The sequence below is a fragment of the Geodermatophilus sp. SYSU D01180 genome, from assembly GCF_054050415.1.
The window spans coordinates 90,143-106,911 of record NZ_JBJGZH010000013.1; the positions used below are offsets into that span (position 1 = coordinate 90,143).

General features: G+C 74.4%; 12 protein-coding genes. 3 read left to right on the plus strand and 9 right to left on the minus strand.

Features of this window, described 5'->3' with window-relative positions:
- Window positions 1–2: 2 nt before the first annotated feature.
- Together ACI8AA_RS13770 and mfd are read right to left on the minus strand one after the other, a co-directional pair.
- Complete coding sequence (locus ACI8AA_RS13770) at window positions 3–998, minus strand: peptidylprolyl isomerase (RefSeq protein WP_457044971.1); 996 nt, start codon at window positions 996–998, stop codon at window positions 3–5.
- Window positions 999–1,045: 47 nt separating this feature from the next.
- A complete protein-coding gene (mfd, locus tag ACI8AA_RS13775; protein ID WP_457044972.1) occupies window positions 1,046–4,576 on the minus strand; it encodes a transcription-repair coupling factor in 3,531 nt (1,176 codons plus the stop codon).
- A 281-nt stretch (window positions 4,577–4,857) separates the two neighbouring features.
- Between mfd and ACI8AA_RS13780 the strand changes: the two genes are divergently transcribed.
- Window positions 4,858–5,748 carry a WecB/TagA/CpsF family glycosyltransferase gene (locus tag ACI8AA_RS13780; protein WP_457044973.1) on the plus strand — a complete coding sequence of 297 codons (891 nt, stop codon included), beginning with the start codon at window positions 4,858–4,860 and terminating at the stop codon, window positions 5,746–5,748.
- Window positions 5,745–6,941, plus strand: coding sequence for a glycosyltransferase (locus tag ACI8AA_RS13785; RefSeq protein WP_457044974.1), 1,197 nt, complete (start codon window positions 5,745–5,747; stop codon window positions 6,939–6,941). Before ACI8AA_RS13780 ends, ACI8AA_RS13785 begins: the two co-directional genes overlap by 4 nt.
- Window positions 6,942–6,993: 52 nt before the next feature.
- On the opposite strand, the gene ACI8AA_RS13790 is transcribed toward ACI8AA_RS13785, so the two are convergent.
- The 5 genes from ACI8AA_RS13790 to ACI8AA_RS13810 form a co-directional block, all read right to left on the minus strand.
- Window positions 6,994–7,890: a hypothetical protein gene (locus ACI8AA_RS13790; protein ID WP_457044975.1), complete on the minus strand. Its 897-nt coding sequence runs from the start codon at window positions 7,888–7,890 to the stop codon at window positions 6,994–6,996.
- Window positions 7,891–7,892: 2 nt separating this feature from the next.
- Window positions 7,893–9,230 (minus strand): O-antigen ligase family protein, encoded by a 1,338-nt coding sequence (locus ACI8AA_RS13795; protein WP_457044976.1) that lies wholly within the window; start codon window positions 9,228–9,230, stop codon window positions 7,893–7,895.
- Between the two features lie 104 nt (window positions 9,231–9,334).
- Window positions 9,335–10,318: a glycosyltransferase family 2 protein gene (locus ACI8AA_RS13800; RefSeq protein WP_457044977.1), complete on the minus strand. Its 984-nt coding sequence runs from the start codon at window positions 10,316–10,318 to the stop codon at window positions 9,335–9,337.
- Between the two features lie 2 nt (window positions 10,319–10,320).
- Entirely contained in the window at window positions 10,321–11,334 is a 1,014-nt protein-coding gene (locus ACI8AA_RS13805) for a glycosyltransferase (protein ID WP_457044978.1), read from the minus strand.
- On the minus strand, window positions 11,331–12,674 hold the full coding sequence (locus ACI8AA_RS13810; RefSeq protein WP_457044979.1) for a hypothetical protein: 1,344 nt from the start codon (window positions 12,672–12,674) through the stop codon (window positions 11,331–11,333). Before ACI8AA_RS13810 ends, ACI8AA_RS13805 begins: the two co-directional genes overlap by 4 nt.
- A 188-nt stretch (window positions 12,675–12,862) precedes the next feature.
- On the opposite strand from ACI8AA_RS13810, the gene ACI8AA_RS13815 reads away from it, so the two are divergent.
- Window positions 12,863–14,035, plus strand: a complete 1,173-nt coding sequence (locus tag ACI8AA_RS13815) for a glycosyltransferase (RefSeq protein ID WP_457044980.1) — start codon at window positions 12,863–12,865, stop codon at window positions 14,033–14,035.
- Here ACI8AA_RS13815 and ACI8AA_RS13820 read toward each other — a convergent pair.
- Together ACI8AA_RS13820 and ACI8AA_RS13825 are read right to left on the minus strand one after the other, a co-directional pair.
- Window positions 14,016–15,248, minus strand: coding sequence for a glycosyltransferase (locus ACI8AA_RS13820; RefSeq protein ID WP_457044981.1), 1,233 nt, complete (start codon window positions 15,246–15,248; stop codon window positions 14,016–14,018). The two genes, ACI8AA_RS13815 and ACI8AA_RS13820, sit on opposite strands and share 20 nt — an antisense overlap.
- On the minus strand, window positions 15,245–16,768 hold the full coding sequence (locus ACI8AA_RS13825) for a lipopolysaccharide biosynthesis protein (protein ID WP_457044982.1): 1,524 nt from the start codon (window positions 16,766–16,768) through the stop codon (window positions 15,245–15,247). The genes ACI8AA_RS13820 and ACI8AA_RS13825 overlap by 4 nt, the downstream gene beginning before the upstream one ends.
- Window position 16,769 lies beyond the last annotated feature (1 nt).

Genomic DNA, 16,769 nt, shown 5'->3' on the forward strand with positions numbered 1-16,769 from the left:
GGTCAGCCCTCGCCGGTGGTGGGGGCGGCGGCGCCGGCGTCGTCGAGCAGGTCGACGACGCCGCCCTCGGCCTCCTGCACCACGTCCTGGTCGCCGAACTCGCCGTAGCGCGGGTTGACGGTGACGCCGACGTCGTCACGGACCTCGTCGACCACCGCCGCCCCGGCCTCCTCGGCGCCCTGCGCGGCCTCGTCCTCCAGCTGCGGGCGGACCTCCTCGAACGACGGCGTCGTCCGCTGCCCGACGAAGGCGACCACCACGCCCGGCACGTCGCCGACGGTGACGCTGAAGCCGGTGTTCGGCGGGGCGGCGGCCACGCCCTCGGCCAGCGGCGCGGGGACGTCGGCGGTGCCGGTCGGCTGCAGCGCGGGCAGGGTGATCTCGCCCGGGTACCGGGCCGCGACCGCCGGGTACGTGGCCGGCGCGGCGGCCAGCTCGGCGACGACGGCGTCGGCGGTGGCCTGGTCCGGGACGACGAAATAGCCGAGCTCCACCTGCTCCAGGCCGGCGCGGACCTCCTCGTACCGGGCACGCAGCGCGGCCTCGTCGGTCCCGGGGTCCTCCCCGGCGGCGACGCCGAGCTCCCGGCGCAGCAGCTGCTGGCGGGCGCTCTCCTGGATGTCCTCGCGCGAGTAGCCCTGCGAGGCGGCCTGCGCGTACAGCTCCTCCTCGTCGCGGCCGGCCAGTGCCGTCTCGATGAACTCGCCGACCTGGGCGTCGGTGACCTCGACGTCGCTGCGCCCGGCCGCCTCGGCGTAGAGCTCCTCGCGCACGAGCAGGGTGAGCACCTGGCGGGTGTAGTCCGCGCCGCCGCCCCCGACGGCCTCGGCGATCGCGGGGTCGGCCAGCCGCTCGTCGACGGCGGACTGCAGCTCGGCCACGGTCACCTGCTCGTCCCCGACGTAGGCGGCGACGGTCGGCGAGGTCCGGCAGCCGGTCACCGTGACGGCGGCGGCCACGAGCCCGAGGGCGACGGCGGCGGGACGGCGGGTGCGCACCCGGGCAGGCTGCCACAACACGTGTGGCGCCCGTCGCAGGCGGCGCCTCAGGCGGCGACCGGCTGGTCGACGACCGCCTTCAGCAGCGAGTGCAGGTGCTCGAGCAGCGCGACGTCGCGCAGGGGGGTGCGCCGGTCGGGGCCGACCGGGACCTTGAGCGACACCGTCTGGACGGCGGACTTGTACGTGGCGCCGTCGGCCAGCCGGGCCAGCCGCATCTGCTGCGACTCCCGCAGCGGCACCGGCGACACCCGGATCGCGCGGCCCTGCAGCGACACCTCGGTGATGCCCAGCGCCCGCATCGCGGCGCGGAAGCGGGCGACCGCGAGCAGGTTGAGCACCGGCGCCGGCGGGGCGCCGTACCGGTCGGTGAGCTCGTCGAGCACCGCCTGCGCCTGGTCGTCGTCCTGCACCGAGGCGACCTTGCGGTAGGCCTCCATGCGCAGCCGCTCGCCGGGCACGTAGTCGTGCGGCAGGTGCGCGTCGACCGGCAGGTCCACCCGCACCTCGAGCGGCTCGGCCGGCGCCTCCTCGCCGCCGACCTGCGCCTTGTAGTCGGCCACCGCCTCGCCGACCAGCCGCACGTAGAGGTCGAAGCCGACCCCGGCGATGTGCCCGGACTGCTCGCCGCCGAGCAGGTTGCCCGCGCCGCGGATCTCCAGGTCCTTCATCGCCACGGCCATGCCGGCGCCGAGGTCGGTGTTGTGCGCGATCGTCGTCAGCCGGTCGACCGAGGTCTCGGTCAGCGGCCGCGAGGGGTCGTAGGTGAAGTAGGCGTAGGCGCGCTCACGGCCACGGCCCACGCGGCCGCGGATCTGGTGCAGCTGGGACAGGCCGAAGGTGTCGGCGCGGTCGACGATCAGGGTGTTGGCGTTGGGGATGTCCAGGCCCGACTCGACGATCGTCGTCGCGATCAGGACGTCGTACTCCTTCTCCCAGAAGCCGACCATGATCCGCTCGAGCTCGTGCTCCTTCATCTGGCCGTGGCCGACTGCCACGCGGGCCTCGGGCACCAGCCGGCGGATCTTCGCCGCGGCCTTGTCGATCGACTGCACCCGGTTGTGGATGACGAAGACCTGGCCGTCGCGCAGCAGCTCCCGGCGGATCGCGGCGGCCATCTGCTTGTCGTCCCACGCGCCCACGTAGGTGAGCACCGGGTGGCGCTCCTCCGGGGGCGTGAGGATCGTCGACATCTCGCGGATGCCGGTCAGGCTCATCTCCAGCGTGCGCGGGATCGGGGTGGCCGACATCGACAGGACGTCGACCGCCGTCCGCATCGTCTTCAGGTACTCCTTGTGCTCGACGCCGAAGCGCTGCTCCTCGTCGACGACGACCAGCCCGAGGTCCTTGAACCGGGTGGTCGGCTGCAGCAGCCGGTGGGTGCCGACCAGCACGTCGACCTCGCCGGCCGCGAGCTGGCGCAGCGTCTGCGCGCTCTCGGCGTCGGACTGGAAGCGGGACAGCACCTTCACCGTCACCGGGAACTGGGCCATCCGCTCGGAGAAGGTCTTGAAGTGCTGGTTGGCCAGCAGCGTCGTCGGCACCAGGACGGCGACCTGCTTGCCGTCCTGCACGGCCTTGAACGCGGCGCGGACGGCGATCTCGGTCTTCCCGTAGCCGACGTCGCCGCAGATGATCCGGTCCATCGGGACCGGGTGCTGCATGTCCGCCTTGACCTCGTCGATCGCGGCGAGCTGGTCGGGGGTCTCCTGGAACGGGAAGGCGTCCTCGAGCTCGCGCTGCCAGACGGTGTCGGGGCCGAAGGCGTGCCCCGAGGTCGCCATGCGCGCCGAGTACAGCCGGATGAGCTCCGCGGCGATCTGCTTGACCGCCCGGCGCGCCTGGCCCTTGGTCTTCTGCCAGTCGGCGCCGCCGAGCTTGGACAGCGCCGGCTGCTCGCCACCGACGTAGCGGGTGAGCTGGTCCAGGGAGTCGGTGGGCACGAACAGCCGGTCCGGCGGCTGGTTCCGCTTGCTCGGCGCGTACTCGACGATCAGGTAGTCGCGCTGGCCGCCGTGCACGGTGCGGCTGACCATCTCGACGTAGCGGCCGATGCCGTGCTGCTCGTGGACGACGAGGTCGCCGGGCTGCAGCTGCACCAGGTCGACGGCGTTGCGGCGGCGCGCGGGCATCTTCACCGCGTCGCGCATGGTGGTGCCGCGCTGACCGGTGAGGTCGTGCTCGGTGACCAGCGCCAGCCCCACGCCGGGCAGCGCGAAGCCGGACTCCAGGTTGCCCTGGGTGATCGAGGTCAGGCTCTCCTCGGGCGCGGACTCGATGCCGGGCACCAGCCGCACGCCGAGGTCGGCGGCCCCCAGCTGCTCGGCCGCACGCTGGGCCGGGCCGGGGCCGGCGAAGGTGACGACGACCCGCCAGCCGTCGCGGTTCCAGCCGCGCAGCGTCTCGACGGCGCGGTCCAGGTCGCCGGAGAAGCGCTCGACGGTGCCCGCCTGCAGGGTCACCGACGACTCGTCCTCGACGTCGAGGGTGAACGCGCCGGTGGTCCACCACGGCAGGCCGCGGCCGCGGGCGGCGGCCTCGACGTCGGCCAGCTCGCGGAACGACGACGCGCCCAGGTCCAGCGGCGCCTCGCCGGCCTCCGCGGCGGTGGCCCAGGACGCGGCGAGGAACTCCTCGGCGGTGCGCACCAGGTCGGCGGCCCGGCTGCGGACCCGCTCGGGGTCGGCGACGAGCACGTGCGTGCCGGCGGGCAGCAGGTCGGTGAGCAGCTGCAGCCGGCCCTCGACCAGCGCGGGGGTCAGCGACTCCATGCCCTCGACGGCGATGCCCTCGGCGAGCTTGCCGAGCAGCTCGGCCAGGCCCGGGTGCTCCGCGGCGAGCTCGGCGGCGCGGGCGCGGACGGCGTCGGTGAGCAGCAGCTCGCGGCACGGCGGGGCCCACAGCCGCTCGGGTCGCTCGTCGAGAGAGCGCTGGTCGGCGGCGGAGAAGTAGCGCAGCTCGTCGACCTCGTCGCCCCAGAACTCCACGCGGACGGGGTGCGGCTCGGTGGGCGGGAAGACGTCGAGCAGGCCGCCGCGGACGGCGAACTCGCCGCGCTTCTCGACCAGCTCCACGCGGGTGTAGGCGGCGTCGGCCAGCGCGCGGGCGACGTCGTCGAGCTCGGCGGTGTCCCCCGCCTTCAGCTCCACGGGCACGAGGTCGCCGAGGCCGGGGGCCAGCGGCTGCAGCACGCTGCGCACCGGGGCGACCAGCACGTCGATGCCGGTCTCGCCGGGGTGGGTCAGCTCGCGCAGCACGGCGAGGCGGCGGCCGACGGTGTCCGCCCGCGGGGACAGCCGCTCGTGCGGCAGCGTCTCCCAGGAGGGGAAGGTCTCGACGCGGCGGTCGGGCAGGAAACAGCGCAGCAGGTCCGCGGCGGCGTCGGCGTCCCGCTCGCCGGCGGTGACCAGCAGCACCGGGACGCCGGCGCCCGGCTCGCGCGCGGCCAGGGCGGCGGCGACGAGCGGCTGCACCGGCGGCGGCGCGGTCACGGCGAGCTCGGCGGACCCGGCCGCGGCCACCACGCGCGCGACGCCGGGATCGGTGAGGACGACGTCGAGCACGCCGCGCAGACTCACGTGGGTCTTCCTCCGGGATCGGTCGGCCCGCAGCGATGCCGCCGAATGCGGCGCAGGCCTCGTCCAGGCTAGCCCTCGCGGAGACGGCTCGTCGGTGACACGGAACTCGCGGCACTCGTTCACGCACAGTGACATTGGGCAGGACCATTGATCCTGGCCAGGGGCACAGAGACGCAACCGCCGACCCAGATCGTCACTCCATGTAATGACACGCGATTGCGAGTCCTGCCCGTGTAGGTGGAACGACACCACCCGTGGACCGGGCGACAGTCTTCGGCGCCATGACGAGCGTGTCCGTCCCACCACCCCGGCACGACCTGGACGTCCCCCCGGAAGTCCTCCCCGAGACCACCCGCCTGGCCGTGCGCTGCTGCACGGTGTTCGGCACGAGGATCGCCGCCCTCACCGAGTCCGCCGTGGCCGAGCACGTCGTGGCCTCGTGGGACCACGGACACGGCGGGTGGATCGTGACCGTCAACGTGGACATCCTGCGCGTGGCGGCCCGAGACCCCGATCTGGGCCGGCTGGTGGCGGCTGCCGACCTCGCCGTGGCCGACGGCATGCCGCTGGTGTGGGCCTCACGACTCGCGGGTGCCCCCCTGCCGGAGCGGGTCACCGGGGCGTCGCTGGTCGAGACGCTGGCCGAGGCGGCCGCCCTGACGGGGCGCTCGGTCTTCCTGGTCGGCGGCGATCCGGGAGTGCCCGAGGCCGCCGCGGCCGCGCTCGTCGAGCAGTTCCCCGCACTGGTCGTGGCGGGCACCGCCTCCCCGCCCTACGGCTTCGACCGGGACGAGCACCAGGTCCTCGGGCTCGTCGAGCGGATCGCGGCGGCGCGCCCGGACCTGGTTCTGGTGGGGTTGGGCTTCCCCAAGCAGGAGCGGATCATCGACCGGCTCCGGCCGCTGCTGCCTGAGGCCTGGCTGCTCGGCTGCGGGGCGGGCATCCCCTTTGCCGCCGGCCAGTTCCGCCGTGCGCCCGACGCGGTGCAGCGGATGGGCGGGGAATGGGTGCACCGCCTCGTCTTGGAGCCCCGGAGGCTGGCCCGCAGATACCTGGTCGACGACCTGCCGTTCGCCCTGGACCTGCTCAGCCGCGCGGTCGCGTTCCGGTTCGCCACCCGCCCGGTGCAGACGGTCGCGACGGTCGCGGAGAAGCGGATGGCCTGGACGTGAGGCGCCGGCCGGCACCTGCCACCGGCGGTGGCGCCGACTACGTATGCTTCGCAGCGCAGGACTGGTGGTACCACAACCAGGCCCACTCGGACTTCCAGCTCATGCGCTCGGTGGCCCAGGACCGTCGGGTGCTCGTGGTGAACAGCATCGGCATGCGCATGCCGCGGCCCGGGGCGAGCACCCACGTCACCCGGCGACTGGTCCGCAAGCTGCGCAGCGTGGCCCGGCTGGTCCGCCGCCCGCTGCCCGACCTGCCCGGCTTCCACGTGGTCTCCCCGCTGCCGCTGCCGTTCTACGGCTCGCCATGGGCTCGGCGGCTGGGCGCCCGGGTGGTCCGGGCCCAGGTGCGCGCGACGATGTGGTGGCTGGGGATCCGCGAGCCGGTGGTGGTGGTGACGGTGCCGACCGCGTGGGACGTCGTCCGGCCGATGCGCCGCCGGTCCCTGGTCTTCAACCGGTCAGACCGGCACTCCGCCTTCCCCGAGGCCGACACCGCGGTGATCCAGGCGATGGAGACCGATCTCCTCGACGAGGCCGACCACGTCCTGTACGTCAGCCGCGCCCTCATGCAGGAGGAGTCGGTCCGCACCGGTGCGCGCGGGCTCTTCCTCGACCACGGGGTCGACGTCGGCCACTTCCGCCGGCGCCCGTCCGCGGAGTGGCCCGCCGACATCCGGGACATCCCGGGCCCGCGGGTCGGCTTCTACGGCGCGCTCGACGACTTCGTCGTCGACTTCGACCTGATCGAGCGGTTGGCCGCCGAGCTGCCCGACGTCTCCCTCGTGCTGATCGGGGACGCCAACCACCCCATGGGCCGCTTCGACCGGTACCCGAACGTCCACTGGCTGGGCCGCCGGCCGTACGAGTCGATCCCCGCCTACGGCTCGGCGTTCGACGTCGCGATCATGCCGTGGCAGGACAACGGGTGGATCCACTCGGCGAACCCGGTGAAGCTCAAGGAGTACCTCGCCCTGGGGCTTCCGGTGGTGAGCACCGACTTCGCCGAGCTGGCCGACTACCGCGACCGGGTCCGGATCGCGTCGGCGGAGGGCTTCGTCGACGCCGTCCGGCAGACCCTCGCCCACCGCGGTCCCGCGACCCCGGACCGGCTGCGCGAATCGGTGTTGGACGACTCGTGGGACGCGCGGGCCGCGGAGCTAGTGGCCCGCGCCGAGGCCACCAGCTCCGCCTGACCCCCGTACCGCCCGGTCGTCCCGGCGGCCGGGCGTCGGGACGACCGGCCGCTCAGTGGCGGGGGTGGGCCCCCGCCGGCTCGGGCAGGCGCCCGGCCGCCCGGATGGGCAGGTCGCCGTCGCGCACAGCCCCCGGCCCCACCGGTCCGGCGCCCTCCGGTGCCCGGGCCCCGTCCACCTGCGCAGACGCCGGTTCCACGCCCTCGACCGTGGTGTGTCCCGCCGTCTCGTCGACCGGGACGGTCTCGCCTTCCCCGACGGCCTGGTGCCGGCCCTGCCGACGGCCCCTGCCCCGACCTCCGCCGCGGCCCTCGTCGGGCCGCAGGGCGGCGCGGCCCTCCGCGATCGAGATAGCGGCGAAGAGCAGGATCACGCCGGCGCCCACGACTCCGACCAGCGAACGGATGGTCCCCGAGAGGACGACGCTCCCCGGAGTTGGGTCGGCCACCGCCAGTGGGGTGATGAGGGCGCTGTCGTCGGCGCCGTAGACCCGCTGCAGCGCGACGAGTTCGGCCTCCATGCGCTCGCTCACCAGGGCCAGCGTCTGCTCCGCCTCGGCGGAGCTCGTGCCGGTTCCCACGATGTCGACGATCTGCGCCGAGGTCGGCGACGGGCCGATCGTGTAGTCCGCGTCCGCCCCCTGGGCTACCAGCGCATCACGGACGGTACCGCCGCTCATCCGGGCCGACAGGACCTGTCCGACGGTGCCCTCGTTGGCGAACCGCAGGTAGGGGTTGTTGCGGTTGACCGCGGCGAGGGACGGGTCGCGCTCGATCTGCGCGTCCGTCGGCGGGGGCGCCGGGTTGACCAGCACGTAGGAGGCGTGCGCCTCGTAGTCGCGCGGCATGACCAGCAGCAACCACGCGCCGGCGGCACTGGTGAGCGTCACCACCAGGGCGGTGACGAGCCAGTGCCTCCGGATGGAGCGCAGGATGGCGAAGAGGTCCACGGTCAGTCTCCGATCGCTTCGTGGACGGCGGGCGAGTGTCCGTGCGGCTCTCGGCGGGACAGCACCCAGCACGCACCCGCGCACCCGGTGACCAGCGCCTGCAGACCGACGAACATGTTGAACGAGAAGGCGTCGAAGGTCGCTGCGCAGACCGCGCCGGCCAGCGCGGCGCCAGCCAGCGCGCCGGCGAGGGCGCGCAGCACGGGATCCTCCGAGCGCAGCCGCGCGCCGAGCGCCGTCAGCACCGGGACGACAAGGTAGACGAGCAGCCCGGTGATCCCGATGAGACCCAACTCGATCGCGCTCTTCAGGAACTGGTTGTCCAGGACCGCCAGGAGGTCGGCCGGCAGGTACGTGCCACCACCGGACCCGAACCAGGGATGCTCGGCGACCAGGCGCGCGACCCTGGGGTAGTCATCGAGACGGCTGGAGACCGACGTGTCGGCGCTGCCGGCGCCGATGAACTCCGCGAGCGTCCGCAGGTAGCCCGGCCGGGCGATCCCGATCGCGAAGGCGCTCGCCGGCAGCAGCACCAGCGCGGTGACCCGCGCCCGAGCCGGTAGGCCGAGCACCAGCACCACCGACGACACGAGTGCCGCCAGCACCGCGGACCGTGACACCGAAGCGGGGATGGCCAGGCCGATCAGCAGGACGGGGAGCCAGCGCGCTAGGCCGCTGCGCGGCCGGTCGTGGACGGCGAGCACGATGGCCAGGGGCAGCATCATGCCGGCGACCACGCCGAGCTCGATGGGGTGCATCGCGGTGCCGAAGACCCTCTGGAGGGCTCCGCGGGCCTGCCAGACGCTCAGCGAGCCGTCGACGGTAAAACCCGGCAGGGAGCTGCGGATCAGACCACTGAGGTCGATGGTCAGTATCCACTGCAGTAGCGCGACGAAGCCGCAGAAGGCGGCACCGTAGACAGTCATCCGGAGGACGGTCAGCAGGTCGGCCAGGCGTCCGAGCCCCTCGGCGGCCACGAGGACGACACCCGCGGTGCCGGCGAGCATCATGATCCAACGGTCGGCGGCCAACTGCTGCGTGCCGTCCAGGCCGCGGAAGGGCGTCAGGGACCAGCACACCAGACCGGTGAGGGTGAAGTACGCAATCGCCCCTCGCGTCGGATGGCGGACCTGGAGCGGGTCGTGCGCGCCCATCAACGTCGAGGCGACCCACAGCAGGAAGAGCGCGAGGGCGATCAGCCCGGCCACGTAGCCCTGGCCGCCCACGATCCGCAGGACGAGGTCCGAGGGGAAGACGAAGAGTGTGACAGCGTAGGCGCCCAACAGCAGCGTGGCTTGCCGCTCCCGCACCTCGAGCGGCGACCACCGCGTCACGGTCACGTGAGCACGCCGTCCGCGGAACATCCCGGCGCGCACTCCTGGCCGCGGAAGTGCTGCCGTGGAGGACGCGGACCGCGAGATCGCGCGCGCGACCACCGGGCGGCTCACGTGCTCCTCCGAGGGACGGCTGTTGGGGGCGGCGTGCGCCCGCCGCCCGGCAGCCGGCCCCGGACCCGCCTGGACAGCAGAGCGGCGAGTGCCCGGCGGTGGCCCGGCTCGCCCAGCCGCAGGGTGCAGTGCAGCAACGACACCGCCCACTGCGCAGCCGCGCCCCGCCGGCCGTGCCACTTGTGGGCGTAGCGGACCCGGTTGACCACGAGGAGCGCCACGAGGTCGGGTGACTGTCCCGACCCGCCGCCACGGTGACGGGCAACGGCCGTCGGCGTGAACCAGACCGAGGCCCCCACCTCCCGGAGCCGGCGCAGGTAGTCGACCTCCTCGGAGTAGAGGAAGAACCGGCTGTCCCAGTGCCCGACCCGGGCCACCGCCACGCTGCGGAGGAGGACGACCGCGCCGGTGGCCCACTCGACGGGGTGCTCGGTCGTGTAGGCGGCCGGATCGCGGACCAGCTCGGCCGACCAGGCGGGCCGCGCGGGCAGGAGGTCGCCGAGCAGCGCCTCACCCAGGGCCCGCCGCACCGTCGGTTCCCGTCGCAGCGAAGGCGACCGCTGCCCGTCGTCGTCGAGCAACTGAGGCACCACCGCTGCGGCGCCGGTGCGCTCGCCGCACGCAGCCAGCTCGGCGAGCGAGCCCGGGGCCAGCGTGAGGTCGGGGTTGAGGACCGCCACCCAGCGGGCGGGAGGCATGCAGTCCAAGGCCAGGTTGATGGCCCCGGCGTAACCGAGGTTCGCTCCCGTTCGCAGCAGACGTGTGGCCGGCCGGCCCTCGAGGACGCCGGCCACGTCGTCGTCGGACGCGTTGTCCACGACGAGCACCTCGGCCCGCAGGCCGGCCAGCGCAGCCGGGACCGAGTCCAGCAGTCCCGGCAGGTCGCGGGCGCTGCGGTAGGTGACGACGACCAGGACGCAGTCGAGCCGGGAGACCGGTGCGGGGCCGCCCTCCACCGCCGCGGTCGAGAGCGCGCTCACGCTCATCCGCTCCCGCCGTCCTGTCGTGGTCTTCCCACCGGGTCCGCGGCATCGGTGCCGCACGGGAGCCCGGCGGCCCCGTCCTCGCGTAAGTTACGGGCCCGGTCGGGCTCCGTCACCAGGTTCTCCCCCGGCCCTCCCGATCGAAGAGCACGACTCCGTGCGGAGGCCGCGAGGAACTTGGCGCGGTCCAACGCCTCCCGGCCCAGGACCGCGCGTACCGCCGTCTTGGCGGTCGACCGGCCCGCCTCCCGGACGGCGCGGCCGGGGCCGCCGGCCAGCGTGTCCGCCGCGAGCGCACGCCAGCCGGGGTCGGGCAGTCCGGCGGGCAGTCCTGGGAAGGCGCCGACGTGCGCCGAGGGGCGCGTGCGGCGGCCCCGCACCCGGTTGCTGACGTTGCCGCCGTGCACCACCTGCAGCCAGCCCGGGGCGCCCCGGAGGACGACGGCGGGCATGTGGTCGGCCAGCCCGGTGTGCCAGTCCGCCCAGCAGGTCACCGGGTCGTCCCAGGTCTCGCGCACCGAGCAGAAGGCGTTGTAGCGGTCGACGCGGCGGTAGAGCCGCTCCCCGCGCACGATGAGGCCGTCACCGACGTACAGCGCCGCCCGCCCCGCCGGCACCTCGGCGTCGTGCAACCGGGCGACGAAGTCCCGCGCCAGACCGTCGTCGTTGTCGAGGTTGGTGGTCAGCAGGTCCCCCGGCCGGTCGCCGGCCGCCGCCCGGAGGTCGGCCAGCAGGTCCGCGCGGGGCACCACTTCCCGGAACAGCGGGGTGAACGACCCCTGCCGCTCGTGGTCGCGGACCCAGTCGAGCAGCCACTCGGGGCTGGCCGGGTCGAAGTACACCAGCCAGGAGAAGTCCCGGCAGGTCTGGCCGAGCACCGAGGGCACGCAGTGCCGCTCGAAGAGCCCTACCCGGTCGCGTAGCCAGTTCTCCTTGGCCCGGACGAGGCTCTCGTGGCCAGCGGAGGGGAGGTTGAAGCGGGTCAGCAGCACGTGGGTGCCGGGTGGCGTCACGGCCGGTCCCCGTCGAGGGGGATGCGGTAGACGTGCCAGCTGTACTCCTCGGCGAAGGTGTCCTGGAGGACGCCGTCGGTCACCGGCAGCGACCGGTCCTCGAACAGGACCTCGGCCTGCCGGCCGTCGACGCCGGGCGGGAGACGCAGGGTGCGCTCCCCGGGCCCCTGACTGCCGTCGACCATCGCGATCAGGTAGGCCGACCCGTCGTGGACCTTGAGCATGGTGTCGGTCGCCGGCCCCGCGTCCCACTCGTAGGACTGGGTGTTGAGCACCGGGGCGAGCTGGTGGACGACCCTGTTGACCTCGGCGGCGGCCGCGACCTGCTCGGCGCCGCAGAAGTCGTCCTGCACCTGGGACAGGCGGATGACGTTGCTCCCCTGACAGGGCCCGGTCAGGGACTGGTTGAACCAGACGATGCCCCGGGCCTCGTGGATCAGCGAGCTCATCACCGCGCCCTGCAGCTGGCCGGGCTCGATGTTCGCGGTGAACGGCCCCTCGCCCGGGCCGCCGTTGAGCAGCTCCACGAACTGCCAGATCGCCTGCAGCCGGCCGTCGGCGGCGTCGCGCTGACGCAGGGAGTCGACGACCGCGCCATAGCTGGATGCGGTCCGGCAGGTGTCCTCCCCGACCGGCGTCAGGTAGACCGAGCCACGGAAGGGCTGCAGGTCGCAGAACGGGATCGAGTACCAGTACATGTCCACCGAGACGATGTCGCTGTAGCCGTTCACGTAGGCCTCGGCGTCGGCCTCGGACATGTCGGTGCTGACGACGCTCTGGGTGAAGTTGGCGTAGGCCGGCCGGCCGGCGGGCAGATCCTCCCGCAGCTGCGCGAGGTGCGCCCGGCCCTCCTCGGCGGTGAAGCGGCCGTCGACCTCGTCGTCGAGAAAGGCCGCGGGCCAGTGGGCGCCGTCCTCGGGAAAGGTCTCGTTGAGCCGCGACCCCATCCAGAAGACGCCGTTGTCGGCGAACAGGCTGTAGGGCGTCGCGGCGTCCATCCCGATGTAGGTGTTGATCCCGACGCCCCTGTCGTACTGCACCTCCGCGTCGGAGGAGATGCCGTCGTACCAGGCGACCACCGGGAAGAAGGCGGGATCGGTCCAGCCCGCGGCGGCCGCGGCGGGGAAGCGGGACCAGTAGTCGGGGCCGCCCTCCCAGGGGATCCGCGGGAGGTCGAGCAGGGCGACGTCGCCACGCGGGGGGACGGTGCCGCCGGCCCCGCCCGGAGGAGCTGCACCGTCCGCGCCGTCGGTCGCGTCCCTGCCCGTGCCGACCGGCGCGCTCCCGTCCCGCACGACGACCACCATGAAGGCCAGGACCACGACCAGCAGCGCGCCCACGCCCGCCCACACCGTCCGTCGGCGCGGGCGGCGCCTTCCTCCGGATGGCCGGAGGTCGCGGGCCGGCGTCGGCTCCGCGGTGTCGGTCCCTGTTGGTCCGGTCCGTGGTGCGCTCACGTCCCCTCCCCCTGGTGTGCGCCGTTACTGTCCTGCGCCATGGCCGCCGTGAACCCGTCCCCCGGAGGACCGTGACGCCGCCCGCCGAGAGGGCCGTCGTCTACTTCCCGGGCGTCGGCTGGGACGAGGTCGCCGGCACCGACCGACAGTTGGCCGGGGAGCTCGCACGGTGCCGTCCGGTGCTGTGGATCGACCCGCCCGTGCCGCTGCAGCAATGGCTGCGGGCCCACGGCCTGCGCGGCCTGCTCCGCCCGGTCCAGCTCACCCGCCGGTCGCCGTCCCTGCACACCGTCCGCACCGTCGGCCCGCCGTGGCCCAATCGACGTCTGACCTGGCGCCTGTCGTCCTGGCGCGCCGGCCGGGCGGCGCGGGCCGCCGTCCGGCGCAGCGGCACGATCCCCGCGGTGGAGGTCGTCGCCACCCCGCAGCCCCGACCCAGTCTGGGCGGTACGCGGGTCTACTACGCCACCGACGACTTCGCCGCGGGAGCCGAGCTCATGGGCATCGACCGCGCCCGGCTCACGAGGTGGGAGAGCCGCCAGCTCGCCGACGCGCGGGTGCGGCTGGCCATCTCGCCGGTGCTCGCCCGACGATGGTCGGCGGCCGGGCACGCGGGACTGGTCCTGGCCAACGGCTGCGACCCCGACCTGCGCCGGCGCGTGGCCGCGGCGCCTCGACCGCCGGAGGTGCACATCACCGGTCCCGTGGCCGGCGTGGTCGGCCAGTTGTCCGCCCGTCTGGACCTCGCGCTGCTGGAGGCCGTGGTCGATGCCGGGCTGTCGCTGCTGCTGGTCGGGCCGGTGGACCCCCCCTTCGAGCCGGAGCGGGTGGGCCGGCTGCTGGCCCGAGACGGCGTGCAGTGGGTCGGACGTCGGCCGGCCGACCAGCTCGCCGGCTACCTCGGTCTCATGGACGTCGGCCTGACGCCCTACCGGCTGAGCGAGTTCAACCAGGCGAGCATCCCGCTCAAGACGCTGGAGTACCTCGCCGCCGGCGTCCCGGTGGTGAGTACGCCGCTGTCGGCGCTGGACCTGCTCCCGGCGGGTGTGGTGACCACCGCCGGCGACCCGGCCGGCTTCGCCGCGGCCGCACGGGACCTGGCCACCGCTGGACCGCCGGCCGGCTGGTTGGACCGCAGCCTCGCCGTCGCCCGGGACAACAGCTGGGCGGCGCGGGCCCGGGTGCTGTTCGCGGCAGCCGACGGGTCCGTCGACCTGCCGCCCGTCAGGCCGGCTGGGCATTGAAGTCGTCCCGCGCGACGTCACCGCGGAGCCGCTGCACGCGGCGCCGCCCCTTGTGCCCGAGCACCGCGGCGGTGCTCCGGAGCCCCTCGGCGAGGGTGCGGCCGCGGCCGGCCGGGGTCCTCAGCGCCTCCCGGTAGACCTCGACCTGCACCTCCGCGGCACGCTCGAGACCGAACCGGCCGACGACCAGTTCCCGTCCGTACCGGCCGAGGACCTCGCGGCGGTCGGGATCGTCGAGCAGTGCTGCGAGCACCGCCCCGAGGTGCTCCGCGGCCTGCTCCGGCGTGCGATCACCGACCCCGTACCAGCCGCGCTCGAGGAACGGGCCGACAGCGTCCGGGGTCAGCAGCTCGAAGAACCCCCGCTCACCCTGGACGACCAGCGGCTTGGCGAAAGCCAGGGCGCGCAGCGCCGAGCCGCCCATGCCGAGGCAGACGTCGGCGGCGTCGTAGGCGCCACGGGGGTCGTCGAGCCGGCCGGTCAGCAGGACCGCCTCGCGTCCCGCGACCCGGTTGGCCACCTCGGCGGCGGCACGGACCTCCTCGGCCGCCGGCCCGTCACCGACCACGACGAGGCGGACGGCGCGGCTGCGGGCCAGCGTGCCGACGGCCCGGACGGCGGTGAGCAGGCCCTCCCGCTTGAGCTCGTGGGCCAGCCGCCCGACCACCACCACCTGGGCGGTGCCCGGCGGGACCGGGTACGCGGCGCGGAACTCCGCGGCGGCGACGCCGGGCCGATCGGCCCGCGTGTCGACGGGCGGCTCGATCAGCCGGACCGGTCCCCGGCGGGTGCGCGCGGCGCGGTCGGCCAAGCGCTGCGTGCCCACGACGAGCGGCATGGACGACGGGAGGAACGGCGGCACGGCCATCGACATGACGGTGGCGACGGCGGCGACCTCGGGGAGCAGCGCCCGGACCGCGACCGCCTCGAGCGCCGGTGGCCACTCGTAGCCGTGCAGGACGTCGATGCCGCGCGCGCGGACGAGCCGGGCGAGATCCCGGGTCACCGTGGGTGAGGGGTGGAAGGGCGCGGTCGTCGAGGGGACGTGCTCGAGGCCCATCGCGAGGGCCCGGGGCAGGAGGTCGCCGTCGGGCGCGTAGAGCAGGACGTCGTGCCCGAGGTCGCGGACGGCGGCCGCAATCTGCAGTGCGTTGAGCTGGCTGCCGCCGACCTCCATCGTGTGGGGGTACACCACGATCCGCAGCGGCCTCATCGGACGGGGCTCCCCGTCGCGGCGGCTGCTGGGGCGGCCAGCTCGGCCCGCTCCGGTGGCGGCGTCGAGGGCGACCGCCCCAGGTCCGTACGCAGGATCGCCAGCCCGGCGCGGGACCGGTACAGCAGCAGCACACCGACAGCGGCCGTCAGGAGGCCGGCGGCGGCGAGGGCAGGGAGTTCCGCGCCGACCACGCGGCCGATCTGCCAGGCGGCGGCGAAGAGGACGGCCGCGACGCCGGTGGCCGGGCCGACCCGGGACAGCAGGGCCCGCGGGCGCACGTCCTCGCGACGGACCGCGGTGAGGTAGGCCGGCAGCACGATCAGGGCCGCGACCAGGACCTGAGCAGCGGCCGCGCCCTCCGCTCCGGCGGCGCGTGCGCCGAGCATGGTGGCGGGCACCAGCATGGCCAGCCACAGCACCTGGGCGACCAGGACCACCCGCGTCCGGGCCAGCACGACGAGGAAGTCGTAGTGCAGCTCGAACAGGATGCGGAGCGCCGCCAGGGCGGCCAGCCAGGGCAGGACCTCGGCGGCCGGCGTCCACACCGTGCCGTAGAGCAGGCGCACGAGTGGCTCTGCGGCCCCGCCCAGCAGAGCGCACACCGGGAACGTCACCGCGGCCAGCAGACCCGCGCTGGTGAGGAAGACCGACCGCATGGCCGCGGGGTCGTGGTGCAGTCGGGCCAGGGCGGCCGGCGCCACCGCCCGGACGGGCTGGGAGAACACGCTGACGGGCCAGTTCGACAGGTTCACGGCGAGCACGTAGAACCCCAGGGGCACCGGTCCGAGGACGGCCCCGACGACCAGCCGGTCGACGTTGGTGACCGCGAAGACGACGATGCTCGAGCCCGCGAGCGGCAGTCCGAAGCCGAGCAGGGCGCGGACCCGCGCGCGGTCGAAGCCGAACCGCAGACCCGACGGGGCGAACGCCGCGAGCAGGACGGCGCCGGCGACCGAGCCCGTCAGCTGCCCCACGGCCAGGCTCATCGCCCCCATCCCGGCCACGGCGCAGCCGAGCGAGACGAGGGCGCCGCCCCAGGTGGTCACCTGGTCGGCGGCGAGCTTGCGGTCCTGGCGGAAGCCGCGCTGCAGCAGCGCCGCGGGGACAGCGACCAGACCGTTGACGAGGACGCAGACGCACAGCAGCCGGACCACCGGCGTGGCCTCGGGCTGGCCCATCACCGTGCTGAACGCCGGCGCGGCCATCCAGCAGCCGGCGTAGACGACCGCGCTCGAGGCCACCGACAGCGTCGCGATGGTCGGCGCGATCTCCCGGGGGTCACCGGGCCACCGGACGATGGCGAGGCTGACACCCAGTTCGTTGAAGCTCAGGACAGCGAGCAGCGCCACGAGGGCGACCGCGAACGTGCCGAACTCCTCCGGCCCGAGGATCCGCGCCAGGACGACCCCGATCGCCAGCGTGCTCAGCTTGCCGATCGCCGTGCTGGCCACGCTCCAGCCGAGGGCACGGCCCGCCCGGGAGAGGAGCGAGCCGTCCTCGCTGACGCGCAGCCCCATG